Source organism: Frondihabitans sp. PhB188, assembly GCF_003752365.1.
GTDB lineage: Bacteria > Actinomycetota > Actinomycetes > Actinomycetales > Microbacteriaceae > Frondihabitans.
This window is the reverse complement of sequence record NZ_RJUO01000001.1, coordinates 980,307-995,356: the sequence shown is the minus strand read 5'-3', so window position 1 is coordinate 995,356 and position 15,050 is coordinate 980,307. Positions and strand designations below refer to the sequence as shown.

Annotated in this window: 22 protein-coding genes; 10 read left to right on the top strand and 12 right to left on the bottom strand. The window is 68.7% G+C overall.

The features are described from left to right. Positions 1–13: 13 nt before the first annotated feature. The 4 genes from EDF46_RS04695 to EDF46_RS04675 all read right to left on the bottom strand — a co-directional run bounded on the left by EDF46_RS04695 (position 14) and on the right by EDF46_RS04675 (position 3,041). Positions 14–616 (bottom strand): DUF1349 domain-containing protein, encoded by a 603-nt coding sequence (locus EDF46_RS04695; RefSeq protein ID WP_123505074.1) that lies wholly within the window; start codon positions 614–616, stop codon positions 14–16. Between the two features lie 107 nt (positions 617–723). Then, positions 724–1,323: a hypothetical protein gene (locus EDF46_RS18275; protein ID WP_158614144.1), complete on the bottom strand. Its 600-nt coding sequence runs from the start codon at positions 1,321–1,323 to the stop codon at positions 724–726. A 36-nt stretch (positions 1,324–1,359) separates the two neighbouring features. Beyond that, positions 1,360–1,713: a DUF6578 domain-containing protein gene (locus EDF46_RS04680; protein WP_123505071.1), complete on the bottom strand. Its 354-nt coding sequence runs from the start codon at positions 1,711–1,713 to the stop codon at positions 1,360–1,362. An 86-nt stretch (positions 1,714–1,799) separates the two neighbouring features. After that, positions 1,800–3,041, bottom strand: coding sequence for a glycosyltransferase (locus tag EDF46_RS04675; RefSeq protein ID WP_123505070.1), 1,242 nt, complete (start codon positions 3,039–3,041; stop codon positions 1,800–1,802). 38 nt (positions 3,042–3,079) lie between these two features. Between EDF46_RS04675 and EDF46_RS04670 the strand changes: the two genes are divergently transcribed. Genes EDF46_RS04670 through EDF46_RS04660 form a run of 3 tightly spaced genes read left to right on the top strand, consistent with a single transcriptional unit; the run spans position 3,080 to position 5,798 of the window. Then, the gene (locus EDF46_RS04670; RefSeq protein ID WP_123505069.1) at positions 3,080–4,057 is read left to right on the top strand and encodes an NAD(P)-dependent oxidoreductase; all 978 of its coding nucleotides are present in this window, start codon (positions 3,080–3,082) and stop codon (positions 4,055–4,057) included. Continuing rightward, positions 4,050–4,838: an MBL fold metallo-hydrolase gene (locus EDF46_RS04665; protein ID WP_123505068.1), complete on the top strand. Its 789-nt coding sequence runs from the start codon at positions 4,050–4,052 to the stop codon at positions 4,836–4,838. The genes EDF46_RS04670 and EDF46_RS04665 overlap by 8 nt, the downstream gene beginning before the upstream one ends. A 21-nt stretch (positions 4,839–4,859) precedes the next feature. Further along, complete coding sequence (locus EDF46_RS04660; RefSeq protein ID WP_123505067.1) at positions 4,860–5,798, top strand: 3-oxoacyl-[acyl-carrier-protein] synthase III C-terminal domain-containing protein; 939 nt, start codon at positions 4,860–4,862, stop codon at positions 5,796–5,798. 159 nt (positions 5,799–5,957) lie between these two features. Here the strand turns inward: EDF46_RS04660 and EDF46_RS04655 are convergent, their stop codons facing one another. From EDF46_RS04655 to EDF46_RS18270, 3 genes are all read right to left on the bottom strand, one after another. Beyond that, positions 5,958–6,158 (bottom strand): hypothetical protein, encoded by a 201-nt coding sequence (locus EDF46_RS04655; protein WP_123505066.1) that lies wholly within the window; start codon positions 6,156–6,158, stop codon positions 5,958–5,960. Further along, positions 6,155–6,595 carry a hypothetical protein gene (locus tag EDF46_RS04650; RefSeq protein ID WP_123505065.1) on the bottom strand — a complete coding sequence of 147 codons (441 nt, stop codon included), beginning with the start codon at positions 6,593–6,595 and terminating at the stop codon, positions 6,155–6,157. The genes EDF46_RS04655 and EDF46_RS04650 overlap by 4 nt, the downstream gene beginning before the upstream one ends. A 94-nt stretch (positions 6,596–6,689) precedes the next feature. Beyond that, a complete protein-coding gene (locus tag EDF46_RS18270; RefSeq protein WP_158614143.1) occupies positions 6,690–6,848 on the bottom strand; it encodes a hypothetical protein in 159 nt (52 codons plus the stop codon). 181 nt (positions 6,849–7,029) lie between these two features. On the opposite strand from EDF46_RS18270, the gene EDF46_RS04645 reads away from it, so the two are divergent. From EDF46_RS04645 to EDF46_RS04625, 5 genes are all read left to right on the top strand, one after another. Next, on the top strand, positions 7,030–7,251 hold the full coding sequence (locus tag EDF46_RS04645) for a hypothetical protein (protein ID WP_123505064.1): 222 nt from the start codon (positions 7,030–7,032) through the stop codon (positions 7,249–7,251). Positions 7,252–7,292: 41 nt separating this feature from the next. Then, positions 7,293–7,856, top strand: a complete 564-nt coding sequence (locus tag EDF46_RS04640; protein ID WP_123505063.1) for a TlpA disulfide reductase family protein — start codon at positions 7,293–7,295, stop codon at positions 7,854–7,856. Positions 7,857–7,960: 104 nt separating this feature from the next. Next, a complete protein-coding gene (locus tag EDF46_RS04635) occupies positions 7,961–8,218 on the top strand; it encodes a hypothetical protein (RefSeq protein ID WP_148061144.1) in 258 nt (85 codons plus the stop codon). Continuing rightward, entirely contained in the window at positions 8,215–8,667 is a 453-nt protein-coding gene (locus tag EDF46_RS04630; protein ID WP_123505061.1) for a ribbon-helix-helix domain-containing protein, read from the top strand. Before EDF46_RS04635 ends, EDF46_RS04630 begins: the two co-directional genes overlap by 4 nt. Before the next feature lie 59 nt (positions 8,668–8,726). After that, a complete protein-coding gene (locus EDF46_RS04625; protein ID WP_148061143.1) occupies positions 8,727–9,236 on the top strand; it encodes a hypothetical protein in 510 nt (169 codons plus the stop codon). Positions 9,237–9,250: 14 nt separating this feature from the next. Here the strand turns inward: EDF46_RS04625 and EDF46_RS04620 are convergent, their stop codons facing one another. Continuing rightward, a complete protein-coding gene (locus EDF46_RS04620) occupies positions 9,251–9,658 on the bottom strand; it encodes a RidA family protein (protein ID WP_123505059.1) in 408 nt (135 codons plus the stop codon). Between the two features lie 65 nt (positions 9,659–9,723). Beyond that, a complete protein-coding gene (locus tag EDF46_RS04615; RefSeq protein ID WP_148061142.1) occupies positions 9,724–10,032 on the bottom strand; it encodes a hypothetical protein in 309 nt (102 codons plus the stop codon). 155 nt (positions 10,033–10,187) lie between these two features. Here EDF46_RS04615 and EDF46_RS04610 point away from each other — a divergent pair, with 155 nt between their 5' ends. Then, positions 10,188–11,108, top strand: coding sequence for a DUF1963 domain-containing protein (locus EDF46_RS04610; protein ID WP_123505057.1), 921 nt, complete (start codon positions 10,188–10,190; stop codon positions 11,106–11,108). A gap of 51 nt (positions 11,109–11,159) precedes the next feature. On the opposite strand, the gene EDF46_RS04605 is transcribed toward EDF46_RS04610, so the two are convergent. Continuing rightward, on the bottom strand, positions 11,160–12,107 hold the full coding sequence (locus EDF46_RS04605) for an alpha/beta fold hydrolase (RefSeq protein WP_123505056.1): 948 nt from the start codon (positions 12,105–12,107) through the stop codon (positions 11,160–11,162). 118 nt (positions 12,108–12,225) lie between these two features. Between EDF46_RS04605 and EDF46_RS04600 the strand changes: the two genes are divergently transcribed. After that, positions 12,226–12,834 carry a TetR/AcrR family transcriptional regulator gene (locus tag EDF46_RS04600; RefSeq protein ID WP_123505055.1) on the top strand — a complete coding sequence of 203 codons (609 nt, stop codon included), beginning with the start codon at positions 12,226–12,228 and terminating at the stop codon, positions 12,832–12,834. Positions 12,835–13,362: 528 nt separating this feature from the next. Here the strand turns inward: EDF46_RS04600 and EDF46_RS04590 are convergent. Together EDF46_RS04590 and EDF46_RS04585 are read right to left on the bottom strand one after the other, a co-directional pair. After that, on the bottom strand, positions 13,363–13,992 hold the full coding sequence (locus EDF46_RS04590; RefSeq protein WP_123505054.1) for a hypothetical protein: 630 nt from the start codon (positions 13,990–13,992) through the stop codon (positions 13,363–13,365). A 281-nt stretch (positions 13,993–14,273) separates the two neighbouring features. Then, positions 14,274–15,005 carry an SDR family oxidoreductase gene (locus EDF46_RS04585; RefSeq protein WP_123505053.1) on the bottom strand — a complete coding sequence of 244 codons (732 nt, stop codon included), beginning with the start codon at positions 15,003–15,005 and terminating at the stop codon, positions 14,274–14,276. Between the last annotated feature and the right edge of the window lie 45 nt (positions 15,006–15,050).

The following is a 15,050-nucleotide window of genomic DNA, read 5'->3' as shown; positions in this document are numbered from 1 at the left end:
GGACCAGCCGGCGTCAGGAGCCGTCGCGGAAGTCGGACGGCGGCGTCGACGAGTAGGCGATCTCGTCGAACGTCGCCACGCACGTCGGGCCCATCGGCGCCTGCGACATGAAGCCGACCGACACCGGGCCGTCGAAGTCGAGGCGGAAGACGCGGACGAAGTGCCACTGCACGCCGTCGCCCGACGAGTGGAACGCCCACCCCGGGCCGGAACGCGTGACGCGCAGGTAGACGTGGTCGGCGTCGACGAGGGTGGAGTTGCAGTCGTCCGAGTAGAGGTTGGTGACGACGGAGACGACCATCGGCTGCCCCTGCGGAGAGAACTCGAAGCAGAGCTTGGCCCAGTGGTCGGCGTCTCCCCAGATCGCGAGGACGCCTGCGTCGAACGTGGTGCGCGGAGGCTCGACGCGCACGCGGGCGCTGAGCGAGAAGTCCTCGGTCGGGGTGAAGCCGAGGGAGGAGGACGCGTGCTGCTGCGGGCCGCCGAACGCGTCGTTGGTCCAGTCGGTGCCGGCTGCGGCGGTGAGCACGAGCGCGCCCGGGGTCGGCTGCTCGACGCCGGCGGGAGCGCCGCTCCAGTGCAGCGGGGGGAGAGGGGCGATGACGACGGTGTCCATGCGTTCAGCCTAGGCCGCGCGGTCGTCGGCGCGCAGGCGTCGCGCCGCGACGGTGAGGGGTCGCTCGTTGCTCGCGCGGTGGGGGCGCGATGACAACTAGCGACTCCTCACCGGCCGGGTCGGGGTTGGGCGGGGGCTGCGCCGGGCGCAGGGGCGCCGGGGGCGAGACGGTGCTGGCCCTGCCGCAGGAGGTCGCGCAGCGCGGGGACCCTACGGAACCAGGCGTAGAGGCTCCAGGCCAGGGTCGCGGCGAAGTAGGCGAACGCGACGCCGAAGACGACGACGTCGGTGCGATCCTGCGCCGGGTCAGCCAGGTGGAACGCGAACTGTGCGGCCCAGAGCGCGAACATCACGCCCGATGACCAGAGCGCCGACTTCGCCGAGTCGATGCGTCCGGCGATTCGAGACAGGGTGGCGCCGAGTGGCACGTCGGACGGAAGCCGCCCCGACCTGGCCCACCGGTCGATCTGCTCGACCGATTCGCGGCCGCCCGCCCGCCGCCACGAGACCAGGGTCGATATCACGACGACAGCCCCGACGACGACTGCGGCGCCGACCGCGATGGCGGCGGGGTGCGGCCACGACAGGTGGACGCCGTACGCAGCCACCGTCGCCCCGATCAGGACGCCCAGCAGCATCGTCAGGGCGGCAAGCCGCACGCGCGCGTCGAGAAGGAGATCGCGCTTCGGAGTCGGCGGCGGGTTCACCGTCTCAGGCTAGGCGCGCGAGCACGCGGAGGCCACCTACCGCCGGTCGACGACGGTGAGGCGGAACTCCGACGAGTCGTTCTCGATGGGCGCCGAGGTCCAGGGGTCTTCGAGGTGGCCGTCGTCGTCGTCATCGAAGCCGCACAGAGCCGTGCCACTAGGAAGGCGCAGGATCGGGCTCTCGGACCCGTCCGCGTGCACGATGCTGATCGCCGTGACGCGTCCGCGCACCTTCGTCGTCGTCCGCGTGATGTGGTGCGACTCGACGAGCTGCGCGATGTCGCCCGCGCCCTGCGACCGGATGCAGTCGAGCTCGACCCTGTCGCCGCGCTCGTACGCGCGGCCGCAGCACTCGTGCTCCCACCCGCCGATCTCGACAACGCGCTCCATCACCCCACCCTAGAGCCCCCGCACCAGGGCGGTGAGGAGTCGCTCGTTGCTCGCCGGCGGCACCTGCGCCGACAACGAGCGACCCCTCAGCGGCCGGACGCGAGGGCCTGCTCGTAGACCGACACCACGGCGGCGACGGGCTGGGCGACGCTGGCGCGCGCCGCCGCCATCGCGGCGCTCGCGTCGGCGAGGAGCGCGGGCGTCGTACGCAGACGCCGCACCACGTCTGCCAGCCCGGCCGCGTCGGGCGTCGGCGCCGGGAACCCGCCGCCGCCGGGCACGACCTCGGCCAGGTCGGGGTCGCAGAAGAGCACCGGCAGTCCGGTCGCGATCGCCTCGAGCATCACCATCGGCTGATTGTCGAAGTCGACGGAGCTGGAGACGAGCAGGTGCGCCGAGCGCATGGCGCTCAGGACCTCGGAGTGGGCGACCGCGCCATGGAGCGTGACCGGCGCGCCCACCGCTGCGCGCGCGACTGCACTGCGGGCGACTCCATCGCCGTACACGTCGACGACGACTCCGTCAGGAAAGCCGCGCGCCGCCTCGACCAACACCTCAGGACGCTTCTCGGGCGACAGCCGCCCCACCCAGACGATCCTGAGATCCTGACCGGGGGTGAGCGTCCTGACGACCGGCGTCCCGACCTGAGCCAGTACCCACTCCTCGAGCCCGTTCGACAGGACGGTGATCGGCGTCTCGACGCCCTGATCGACGAGCTTCCGGGCGAAGTGCGCCGACGGCACGATGACGTGGGCGGCGGCACGCGACTGCGCGAGCATCAGCTTCCACATGCGCCGAGCGACGGCGGTGGCGGTGTAGGCGGCGTCGCCCGACACGCGGAGTCCGGCGTGACTGACCTGACAGGCGTGGAGGGCGGCGAGCAGCACCGTCGTGACGGCGGGCACCGGCAGGACGTTGGCCGTGTAGACGTCGATGCGGCCGTGCATGGTGTGGACGACGGGGAGGGCGAGTTCCTGCGCCGCCCGAATCGCACCGAGCGCGGCGAACATCTCGCTGTGCGTATGCACGACCTCGATTCCGCGCCGCAGGAACTCCTGACGGAGCCTCTCGCGCACCTGACGCGGCGACCACGCGAAGGGGTAGCCGTCGGGGCGGAACACGCGCGACACCGGCAGGCCGACGACCGCGGGCGCGCGCGACGGGGCAACGGGTGCCGCCGAGTCGACCGCTGCAGCCCCCGGCGCGAGCGGGCAGAACACCGTGACCTCGTGCCCGGCCGACGACAGCGCCTCGGCCAGAGCCTTCACGGCGGTCTGAACGCCCCCGAGAGTCGGCGGGTAGTAGTCGGTGACGAGGGCGATCCGCACAGAACGGAGTCTAGGCACAGCCCGCCTAGGATCGTCACATGGGGGAGAGGGTGCTTGTCACCGGCGCGAGCGGATTCCTGGGCGGGCACGTGGTGCAGGAACTCCGGGCGCACGGCTACGACGTCACAGCCGCCGGCCGGCGTGCGCCCGCGCTGCCCGCCGGCGGGCCGACGTTCGTGGGCGACCTCGACGATCTCGCGACGGCATCGATTCCGTGCGACGTCGTCGTGCACTGCGCCGCCCTGTCGTCGCCGTGGGGCCGATGGTCGGAGTTCTTCCACGCCAATGTCGTCGGCACCGAGCGCGTCCTGAGCTTCGCGCAGCGGATGGGCGCTCGCCGCATCGTGCACATCTCGTCGCCCGGGATCTACGCGGCACCGCACGACCTCGTGAACCTGCGCGAGAGCGAGGTCGACGCGCGCCACCCGATGAACCACTACATCCGGTCGAAACTGCAGGCCGAGGCGCTGCTTCAGGATTCCGTTACACGATCAGGCGGACCGGAGGTCGTGATCCTGAGACCGCGCGGCATCATCGGCCCAGGCGACCCGAGCCTGGTGCCGCGACTCCTGAGGGTGCACGAGCGCCTGGGCGTGCCGGTGATGCGCGGCGGACGCGGGCTCATCGACCTGACCGCGGTCGAGAACGTCGCGCTCGCGGTGCGGCTCGCCGCCCAGGCGCCGGGAATCGACGGCGAGGTGTTCAACATCACCAACGGCGATCCGCGCCCGTTCATCGAGCTGCTCGACCAGCTGCTCGGCGATCTCGGCCTGCCGCAGAAGCACCGGGCGCTGCCTGCGCGGGGCGTCTATGCCCTGGCCGGAATCCTCGAGGCCGTCTGCGGCATGCTCCCGGGGCGTCCTGAACCGCCGGTCACGCGCTACACGGTCACGACGATCGCCCACTCGCAGACGCTCGACATCTCGAAGGCGCGCGAGCTGCTCGGGTACGCGCCGGTTGTGACGCTCGACGAGAGCCTGGCGAGCTACAGGGGAGCGGGAGCCGCTCGTGGGTAGCCTCGAGTACTTCGCGTGCGGCGAGACGACGCACGGCATGCACCAGCTGCTCCGCGGTGCGCCGCGCGAGCGCCGCGTGTTCCCGGCCGGAGCCTTCCTCTACACGTCGGGCGACCGCCGCGTGCTCTTCGACACCGGGTACGCGCCCGAGCCGTGGCGCGCCGGCCTCGCGGGCTCGATCTACCGGCGGCTGCTCCCGCCGCGCGTACCCGCGGGCGCGACCATCGGCGAGCAGCTCGATCCGTCGACGGTGACGCACGTCGTGCTCTCGCACCTGCATCCCGACCACGTGGGCGGGATTCAGGCATTCCCCGAAGCACATGTGATCCTCACCGAAGGACTCCGCGACACGCTCAGGTCGTCGCACCACGGGTTGTCAGAGCTGCGTGCGGGCCTGCTGCGCGGACTCCTGCCCTCCTGGCTCGACGAGAGGGTGACGGTGGTCGGGAGTTCCTGCTTCGAGCCCTGGGCGCAGGAACTCCGCGCCGCCGACCTCTTCGGCGACGGGAGCTACCGCCTCGTCGACCTCCCCGGCCACTCGCGTGGCCACGTCGGGGCTCTCGTCGAAGGCAGGGTGCTGCTTGCGGCCGACGCTGCCTGGGGCCGCGAGATGCTCGGCCAGGAGCACCGCATCAAGCCGGTGCCGCGAGCCGTCGCCCACTCCTTCGCCATCCAGACCGCCACCGCCCGGTCGCTGCTCGCCGTCGAGCGCACCGGCATCCGTCTGCTGTTCAGCCACGATCGGCACCCGAGCGGCGTCGACCTGCTGGCGCACGCCTGAGAACGAGATCCGAGGGGGATCATGAGGAACTGCACTATCAGCGGGTGGGGGACGTTCCGCCCGACCCAGAGCGTCACGTTCGGCACGCAGACGCGGTATCGGATTCCCGACGACATGTCGCAGCTCGACATGCTCGCGTCGGCGGCGGGGGACGCCATCAGGATGGCCGGCTTCGAGCCCGACGACATCGACTGCGTGATCGCGGCCTGCGCCGCGGGCATCCAGCCGATCCCGTGCACGGCGGCGCTCGTCATGGAGCGTGTCGCGCCGGGCGCCCGCGCCGCGGCGTTCGACGTCAACTCGACCTGCACGAGCTTCATCACGGCTGTCGACATCGCGTCGCGGTACCTGGTGGACGGCGAGTACGAGAGGATCCTGATCGTCTCGGGCGACGTCGGCTCGCGGTTTCTCGACCCGGCGCAGACCGAGAGCTACGAGCTGTTCTCGGACGCCGCCGCGGCCGTCGTGCTGACGCGGTCGGACGACTCGGCCGACGGACCCGGCGTCATCGCGAGCCTCCAGCAGACCTGGCCTGAGCACGCGCACGACACCGAGCTGCGTGGCGGCCTCTCGCTGCACCCGGCTCAGGACTACGCCGACGGCGACCCGGCCGACTACGTCTTCACGATGCACGGACGCCGCGCGCTCATGGGGATGCTGACGGTGCTACCCGGCTTCTTCGAGCGGTTCTTCGTCAAGGCCGGCCTCGGTCTCGACGACATCGACCTCGTCGTGCCGCACCAGGCCAGCGGCGCGATCGGCCTGGCCATGCGCCGCCTCGGGATGCCCGTCGGCTCGTACGTCGACAATGTGACCGAGTACGGGAACATGGTGTCGGCGTCGGTGCCCTACACGCTCGCGCGGTGCCTCGACGAGGGGCGGCTCGGGCGCGGCGATACGGTGCTGCTGTGCGGGACGGCGGCGGGGTTGACGGCGAACGCGCTGGTGCTGCGGTTGTGACGCGCGTGTGGGCCTCGCGTCTCGCGTCCTTAGTTGAGGACTCTGGGGGAGCGCGTCCTTACGAAAGGACGATTTCGCCCCGCCGTTCCTTGTCAGCGCTGCACAAAGCAGCGCCGATCCTCGCGAACACACAGCCGGTCCTTGCCAAAGGCCGCGCCCTCACGGCCGGACGAACAGCAGAAAAGCCCACACGACAGCCGTCCCCGCCCCGACCAACGCAGCCGAAACCACGACGGCCGACACCACGGCGAGCACCGACATCGCGCCCGCGAGACCCGCGGCCTGTCGGGCGTCGTCCGGTGGGACGACGTCGGCAGTTCCTGCGCTGAACAGCTCGCGCATGGGGTCGTCGGCGGTCATGGGCGCGGCTGCTTTCTGCGCCAGAAGGGGTGACGGGCGGGCTTGGCCGACGCGGGTCGGATGATCTCGTCGCCGTCGCTCACGAGGGCCACCGCAACGCCGTGCCTGGCGGCGAGCTGGAGGAAGAGCGCGCGGGCGGCGTCGGCGCGGCTCCACGAGAAGCTGGCGGAGACGAGGCTGCGGCCGATCGAGTAGTCGGTGGCGCGGTGCAGGAGGTCTTCGTCAGCGTCGAGCTCGTCGCTGCTCGGCGAGCCGGGGCCGTTGAGGGGCGGGTAGGTCTGGGTCAGCTCGGCCAGGAACGCCTGGAGGGCCGGCGTCGTGACGCTGGCGTCGTCGTACGAGCGCCCGTCGTCCGACTCGGACTCCTGCTCCCACCACGCGCCGAAGTCCGCGTCGGTCGTCGCATCGGGGTCGAACGCGAGGATGTCGTAGCTCATCGTGCGCCCTCTCTTCCGGTCGTGGCGTGCTGCCTCCACGCTAGGGGACCGAGCCGAGCGCGGAAGTCCCCGTTCGGGTCGAACGCGGCGGGCCTCAGTCGAACTCGGCGGGCCTCCACCGACCGAACTGACGCTTCGGCTCCCGCGGGTGACGCGGATCGTTCGTGCGCACGACCGGGATCCGGAGCGCCGTCCACTCGAGTCCCGCGACCGTGATCGCGATCCGGCTGCCGTCGACGGCTTCGAGCTTCATGCCTCGATGATGGCGCATCGCCGGCTGTCCGCGTGGTTCCCTCACCCCGGCAGCTTGCGCTGCGGTGACCGGACGAGGCGGATCGTATCCTGATCGGGCAGCCCCGTCTTCTCTCGTACGTCCGAGATCCTGAGAAGCGGGCGCGTCTCCTAGAGTGGTGCTCCAAGCGGAGGAGCGCACCATGACGACATCGAGACGGCTCGGGGTAGCCGCGACGATCATCCTGATCGTCGGCATCGCCCTCGCTGCCACCGGGCTCATCGCCAACGCCCAGGACGCCGGCGACGGCGCGAACATCGGCGCCGGCCTGCTGTTTGTCGCGGGTGCCGTGCTCGGGGTGGTCGGCCTGCTCGGTCTTCTCGTCCGGCTCGTCCTCTCGCTGCGCCGGCCCGCTTCGCGCTAGGGCGCAGGAACTGCCCCACCGCCGTCCCCTACCCTGAACCCATGCGCCTCCGCCCCGCCCTCCTCGCCCTCGCAGCCGGTGCCCTCCTCGCCCTCGGCCTCACGGCGTGCTCCTCGAGCGCCGTCACGCAGCAGCCGGCCATCGCGAAGACGAAGCAGGTCACGGAGTACCCCGACGGTCAGCGCGGCACCCCCGTCGACTTCACCACCGACCTCGTCTCAGGAACGACGAAGACCGCGGCCGACTACCGGGGCAAGGTGCTCGTCGTGAACTTCTGGTACGCCTCGTGCCCGCCCTGCCGCGCCGAGGCGAAAGACCTTCAGTCGGTCAGTCAGGACACGAAGGCGAAGGCGACCTTCCTGGGCGTCAACGTCCGCGACGAGGTCGACACGATCACGGCCTACGACCGCACGTTCGGCGTCACCTACGACACGACGTCCGACGTCAGCCGCGCGGCCGTCCAGCTCGCCTTCGCCGGAACCCGCGGCCCCAACGCCACGCCCACCACGCTCGTCGTCGATCCGACCGGCCGGGTCAGCGCACGGATCCTCGGTCAGGCCGACCCGTCGACCCTGCGCGCGCTCATCAGGACGGCCGCCGAGTAGTCGTAGCCGACTCGTCATCAGGATCGCCTGCGGCGGCGGACCACTGGGCTCAGCCAAAGCGTTCCACGGATCTAATCTGTGGCACAACTGTGGTACAGTTGGCCATGCCGCCGATCCACTTTTCTCGCTCGTCTGAGAAGCACGGCATTCCTGAGGCCGACCAACGCCACGCGATCGCCAACCCGACCGTCGTCCAACTGGTCGAGCCCGACGTCCTCCTCATCATCGGTCACCCGCACGGGCAGACCGACCGATTGATTGAGATCCTCGTCCGGGCGCTTCCCTCGGGAGACAAGAACGTGTTCCATGCAATGGAGTTGGGGCCGAAGTTCCGGCCATTCCTAGAGGAGACGCAAGCATGATCGACAAGAACAGCGACGAAGACCTGGCCGACCCAACGATCCCGATCCCGACCTGGGAGAGCCGTCCGGGGCCGGTCACTGGTGACGAAGCCAAGGCGCTAGGACGAATGCTGCTCGACGACGCGGTTCCTGCCGACGACGTCATCACGCGCGCTCGCCGAGGCCCCGCCGCCCTTGGTGGATCGGGCGCTCAATCACCCGTCCTGCGCTTCCGGGTCGCAGAAGAAGAGCAGGCGGAGTTGCAAGAGCTAGCGCGAGTGACGCACCTCAATCAGAGCGCGCTCCTTCGCGAGGGGCTCCGCATGGTGCTCGCTCATTATCGCGACCCAGGCCTGGACTCGGGGAGCCCGGCCGTCCGGCTCGAGGCGACCGTCACGGTGCAGCTGTCGACGGCTGAGGTGAACGCGCTTCGCGCAGTCACGCAACGTGCCGACAATCTCGCCTCGTAAGGAGCAGTCGTAGCCGACTTGTTATCAGGACCGCCTGCCCGGCCACCTAGTCTCGGGGCATGGCGAAGCGACGTTTGCTCAGGCTGGGCGTCGGTCTCGCCGTAGCGGCCGCGGTCGTCGGGCTCCTGGTCTACGCCAACACGCGGCCACAGCAGGTGGCGCGGCTCGAGAGCGGGCAGAGGCAGATGCTGGCGGCGCTTCCCGAAGTTCCTCCGGCCGGAACCCGAGGGAGGACCAACCTCGAGATCCACGTGGTCGAGAAGGGTGGCAGGATCCCGGCCGACCTCGTGCCCGCGACTCTCGAGGCCACCGCGACGACGCCGAGCTCCATGGCGATCGGCGTGCGCTGGAGCTACGGCAACTGCGGCGTGCCGAACCGCGAGACCGACGTCTACCTCGACGAGACCCCCACGGAGGTGGTCGTCGACGTCTGGGACGACGTGCGACACGACCCGAGCATCCGCGCCTGCGGCGGGGTCGGCCTCGAGGGGAGCTGGACGCTCCACCTGAAATCGCCGCTCGGCTCGCGGCTCCTGAGGTATCACGAGGTGGTGCCGCCTCCGGCCTGATCTCCGACCCCGCGTCAGCCTCGCACCGCCGCCACGGCCTCGATCTCGACGAGCTGGTCGTCGTAGCCGAGCACCGTGACGCCGAGCAGCGTGCTGGGCACGTCGTGATCGCCGAAGGTCGTCCTGACGACCTCCCACGCGGTCCTGAGATCGGCGCGATCGGACGACGCGACCAGCACCCGCGTGCTGATGACGTCGTCGATCCCCGCGCCGGCCTCGCGGAGCGCGACGACCATGTTCTCCAGGCACTTCGCTGCCTGCCCGGCGAAGTCGCCGACACTCGCGGTCGAGCCGTCTGCGTTCAGCGGGCACGACCCGGCGAGGAAGACGAGCCGCGCGTCGGCCGGCGCGGTCGCGGCATACGCGTACTGCGCGACGCTCGACAGCTCGGCGGATCGGATCAGAGTGACGATCTTCGGCATGGCGCTCCCTTGCGAGGTCGGTGTGATGGGGGTGCAGTGAGGGGCCGTGCTGGTTGGCTCGCGACTCAGCTCGACCGCAGCGAGCGGATCACGGCGCCGGCGGCCACGCGGACGGCGATGACGACCACACCTGTGCACGCGAGCACCACCGCGACGACGACCGTGGTCCCAGCGAGTGACTGCAGCGGCGCGTAGCCGGCCTCGGTCGCGTGCGGCGTCTGGAACGGGACCGTCACGAGCACGACCGCCGCGACGATCAACGCGGCGCCGAGCCAGCTCAAGGCCCTCAGCGCAGGAACTGGCCCCAGCCCGTCATCAGCCCGAGCCTCGCGCGCTCGTGCCCCCTGCGCCTCGTACCCCTGGATCTGCTCCATCGTCGCTCCTTCCTCCCGTGAGAGTAGCGCCCTCGGTGCCGGGCGGGTGGGAGGCGATCATAGGCGCTCGGCGACCGAGTGGCCGGAGAGGGCGCGGGCGTGCAGTCCGCGCACGTTCTCAGTGATCCACCTCGCAGGACTGGAACCCTGAGGGCATGACGGAGGCGAACGAGAACACCGCTCCCATCCACAGCGCGCGATCGCTGGTCGTCGACTGGCTCGACCGGCCGAAGCTCCGAGCGGCGCGTCTCGCGGACGAGCTGCAGTTCTCGATCGCCTGGTCGGAGCAGTCCCTTCCGCCGGGCGATCAGGAGCTGCGGGCCTCCGCGGCGGCCGGCGAAGGCGGTCTGTCGTGGCTGGGCGGTCCGGCGCTGGGACTCGCCGCCGAGGAGTGGCCCAGACGCCCTGATGGTATTCCGCTCGCCCACGTGGCCACGGTCAACCTGTGGGCCGTGGACCAGTGCCTCGGCGTCGAGACACAAGCGGACTGGCCGAACGCGATCGGCGGACTCCCCGATCACGGGGTGCTGCAGGTGTTCCACGACCTGACTCAGACGCACGGCACGGACGCCGACGATCGGGATTCAGGAGGGTGGAAGGTGCAGTGGATTCCCGACCCCGATTTCACCGTGCTTGCGAATGGCCCCGCTGACCTCGAACTGCCCAGCGACGCGTGTCAGGCGTTTCACCTCTTCGCAACGTGGTCGATCCCAGCTGAGAGTGCCGCGGCCCGCGAATCGACGAAGGCGTTCACGGCCAACCAGAGGGCCCTGCAGGCATATCAGTGGATGTGGTCATGGCAGCGGACCATGATTCGCGGGAGCAGGCCCCTTCCGATCACTCACCTCTACGGCCACAGTCAGGCGGGCGATCTCGAGGCGGTCGAGGCGATCCTGCCAGCGTGCCTGCCGCTGACGGAGCCTGGTGACCGGTACCGGCTCGTGCTCGACATCGAGAGCTGGACGGCCCTCGAGGGCTGGTTCGGTGACGCGTGTCCGCTCGAGGTGTGGATGCGGCAGTCCGAACTCGATGCCCGTGATTTCGATTCCGCCTGGTGCATCGTTCGCGCGGATTGATGTCGGGCTCCCGATCGCAGCCGGGGCGCTTGGATCGGGCCGGTACTGCAACTACGACTTAGTGTCGACATGCCCGATCGGATCGGTGGTGTCCCGGAATGCGGAGCGGGCAGCGGACCAGCTGCTCTCGTCGACTCGCAGAGCCGTCCGAAGGTATGCGGTGCTCATTCGCTGGATGACGGCGACCCGCTGCGGGTTCTCGTCGGTGGTCTCGGCCACTTCGTAGCCGACGATCCCACCGAGGGCGTGCTCAGCGCCGTGGAAGGTGAGGAGGTCGGTGGCGCCGGGGCTGTATGTGTAGGCGTCGGTGAACCAGTCGGGCCCGCGGCTGGACATCCTGGACTGGTCGTGATCGCCGGCGACGACGAGCGTGGGGCCGGTGAGCTCCTGGAACGAGGGTCGCATGAACGGGAAGTTCGCCTGAGCGAACGGATGCAGGTCATCGCCGCCGAGACCGGTTGCTGCGAACAGGATGCCCGCGGTGACGCGGCTGTCGGACATGTCCTCGCCGACTTGGCCGGCGTCGTCGACGATCCGTGCGCCGAGGAGCGACTGCGCTGTCTGCCCGCCCCAGGAGTGTCCGGTGGCGGCGACGCGGCTGCGGTCGATGCGACCGGCAAGCCCGGGGACGGCCGCCTCGAGGGTGTCGAGCTGGTCGAGGGTGCGGGTGAGATCCGCGATCCTCTCTCTCCAGATCGTCGGGAACACCGGGGAGTCGAACCCGAACCCGTTTCGACGCGAGTCGAGGTGGGTGGGCTGGATCACGACGAACCCCTGCGATGCCCAGAACGCTGTGAGCGGTGCGTAGCCATCGAGGTTCCACCCATTGCCGTGCGAGAACACCACCACAGGGAGGTCTGTCCCGGTAGTCGGCGCCGACACGCGCACCTCCAACGGGACCGGTCGTCCGGGGGCAAGCAGCCTGACGGGAGCGACGGAGACTACGGGAGTGCCGGTTCCGATAACGCCGTCCAGCGCTTCGACGAGACTCGAGGTCATGGCTATTCCTCTCTACGGGTGCGCTCTGCGATACTGCTTATCGGAGCGTTGTTCCGCAACATTACGGAACAACGCTCCGAAATACAAGGACGTGCGATCGACGTTGTGAAAGGGGCATATGGCTGAGACTGAGAGCGACCGGTCGCACCCTGCGCAGCCGCAAGTGGGCCGTCCGCGTCGAAGTGAGCAGGCACTTCTCGATGCGGCGGCAGCGGTCTTCGTGATCTCCGGTGTCGACGCGCCGGTGCGGGAGATAGCAGCGAGGGCCGGCGTTGGTGTGGGGACGATCTACCGTCACTTTCCGACGCGTCCGGAACTCGTCGTGGCGGTGTACCGGCACCAGGTCGAGGCGTGTGCCGAGGCCGGTCCACGGCTACTCGCGGAGAGCGCGACGCCTGAGGCGGCCCTGCGGGCATGGGTGGCTCTGTTCGTGGAATTCCTTGTCACGAAACACGGCCTCGCCGATGCACTCCACGGGGACAGCGCCGGATCGGACGCGCTGCATACCTATTTCGTCAGCCGTCTCGTGCCGGTATGCGGTGACCTCCTCGAGGCAGCGCTCACGTCGGTTGACTTAGCTCCCTCGATCGATGCGTACAACGTGCTCAAAGGCATCGGCAACCTCTGCATCGGTGCCGCAAGCGACGCCCAGTACAAGGCCGGCGCCCTCGTGCAGCTACTCATCTCGGGCGTGCTCAGCCCATCTCGTGCCGCGACTGACATCTAAGGGCTGTCGCCCGGGTCGCGCTTATCGACGACTGGATCGAAACGGGGAGCTAGGCAATAGCGACACACGGGCTAGTTCGAGAGTGCGGCGCGCAGCTTCTAGCTATGGCTCCCGTCGACCGGTCGAGAATGGGCATGTCCCGATTTCCGGACGCGCACGAATACGACCATCCCGAGAACGTCGCAACCGAGAAGAGCGGCGAATGCCACGTGCGCGGCGACCCACATGAGTCCACCATGCGGTAGCAACTGCGTAGGGTCGAAGCCACCTCGTGCCTCTGATCTGTCAACGGCCCACTCGTCAGCGTGCGACCAGAGAACGAAGAAGAGCAGGAAGGTCGCGTTCAGGGTGGCTATAGCTGCTCCCAGAGCAATTGCGGTGGCCTTCGACGCTCGCGTCGGAACGGCCGAGGTAGGCGAGGCGATGATCGGCGCAGTCATGGTCACACCGTAAGGGCCAGGCAACCTGGGCGGCGTCCGTCGGGAGAACGAAAAGAGCGGGCTCGCCGTGGCCGACCTCGGGTGGTCTTCATTGGCCCCAGGGTCGCGAATCGCCGGGCCCGGGAGGGTTCATGACGAACGATTCGGCGTCAGCTCGGTCCAGTGTGTAGGGATGGTTGTACCTGCCAAAGGTGCCGTTCTTGTCATAGGGGTCACGGGGCCGGACGATCGACGACCCACGTATGACAGCCAAGAGCACGTCGCGGTGATACGCGTCCAGTACTGGTCCGTCGTGATTTCTCAAGAGCAGCGTCGCCCAGGGCCCATGTCCGGCTCGCAAGCGAATCGCCAACTCGACCCCATCACCCGACATCACCATGACGCCTGCCGCTGTCACGTCAGCAACCCTGCTCGTCTTACCGCGGATCTGCACTTCGAAGTTCTTCTCGTTGGCAGCGAAAGGCCGGTACGTGTAAGCGAATCCGGCCCGCACGAGCAAACTGATCAGGAATCCCAGGAGCATTCCCGCTGGAAGGATGATCCACCACGGTGCATAGGGCGGGAGTGGGCCCGTCCTGGTGACGAAGCCGCACGCGGGCGTAGTGATGATCAGAATGGGCGTCAGCAATTCGAGCCGTTTCGCGTTTGCGGTGCGAAGGGCGTCATCGTCGAAGACGACCCAGTCTTCGGTGTTGACGCCATCGCGTTCCGATTTCATGGTCGGAAGATACCGCCGCAGTAGGAGGACGACTCAATCCTTATCTCGCCGCCGACGAAGAATGAATCTCACGAATAGGGCAATTGCCAAAGCTGGAAGGACAACGATCAGGAAGAATCTGATCGTTTCCAGGACGTACTGGTTGTAGAGATAGTCGCCAGAGACGGACGCCAGCACCATTGCGACTCGCATGCAGCATTCTACCGCCGCCGAGGCTATGACTCCGAGTTACCGTGTCTCGGCACGGCTGCAGACGACTGCGACTCCCTGTCGTCGAGTCGTCACGCTTTCTTGAGCCACTCGACGAACGTGGGACCGACCGTCTCGACGTCACCGGCCGGGAGCAAAGCTCCGTCGCTGATCGCTCTCCACGTCGCACCCGGTAATGCCAGGGGAAGCCGCAGGGATTTGGTCGGCCGGACCCGTCTCACCATCTCACTCAAAGTCATCGACTCCGGGCCCGCGAGGTTGATGACGTCGCCGTGGCGGTGACCCACGGCGACGTCGGCAATGACCTGCGCGACGCCACTCAACGCAACGGGCTGGATGAGCATTCGTGGAACGAGCGCAACGGGCCCCGCGCCCATACGTTCGAGGGTCTGCTGCGCGAATTCAAACCACTGCGTCGTTCGAACAGTTGTGAGGTCCGCGCTCAATTCGTGCGCCAAATGCTCCTGGGCGGCCTTGCCGGCGAGGTACCCGTATCCCTGAACCTCAGGCAGCTCGCAATTCACGATCGACAAGAGCACGTGCTTAGCACCGACCAGTCGTGTGGCTTCCGAGATGGCGCGCGTGGACTTCGTGAAGAACTCGGTCGCCCTCTTCCGGCTCGTGGTGAACCGTCCGATGGCCTCCACGACGGCATCCGCGCCGTTGAGTCGGGAGGCTGCGTCGTCTCGGAGAACATCGAATCCTGTTGATCGCGACAGCAGCTCGACGGTCGCACCGCGCTCTACCAGTGCCCCCTGAATTGCCCTGCCCGAGATTCCTCCACCGATGACGATCGCTTTCACAGCATGCCTCCACAGTAACCAAAGCTCTACAGACGTAGAGACTCT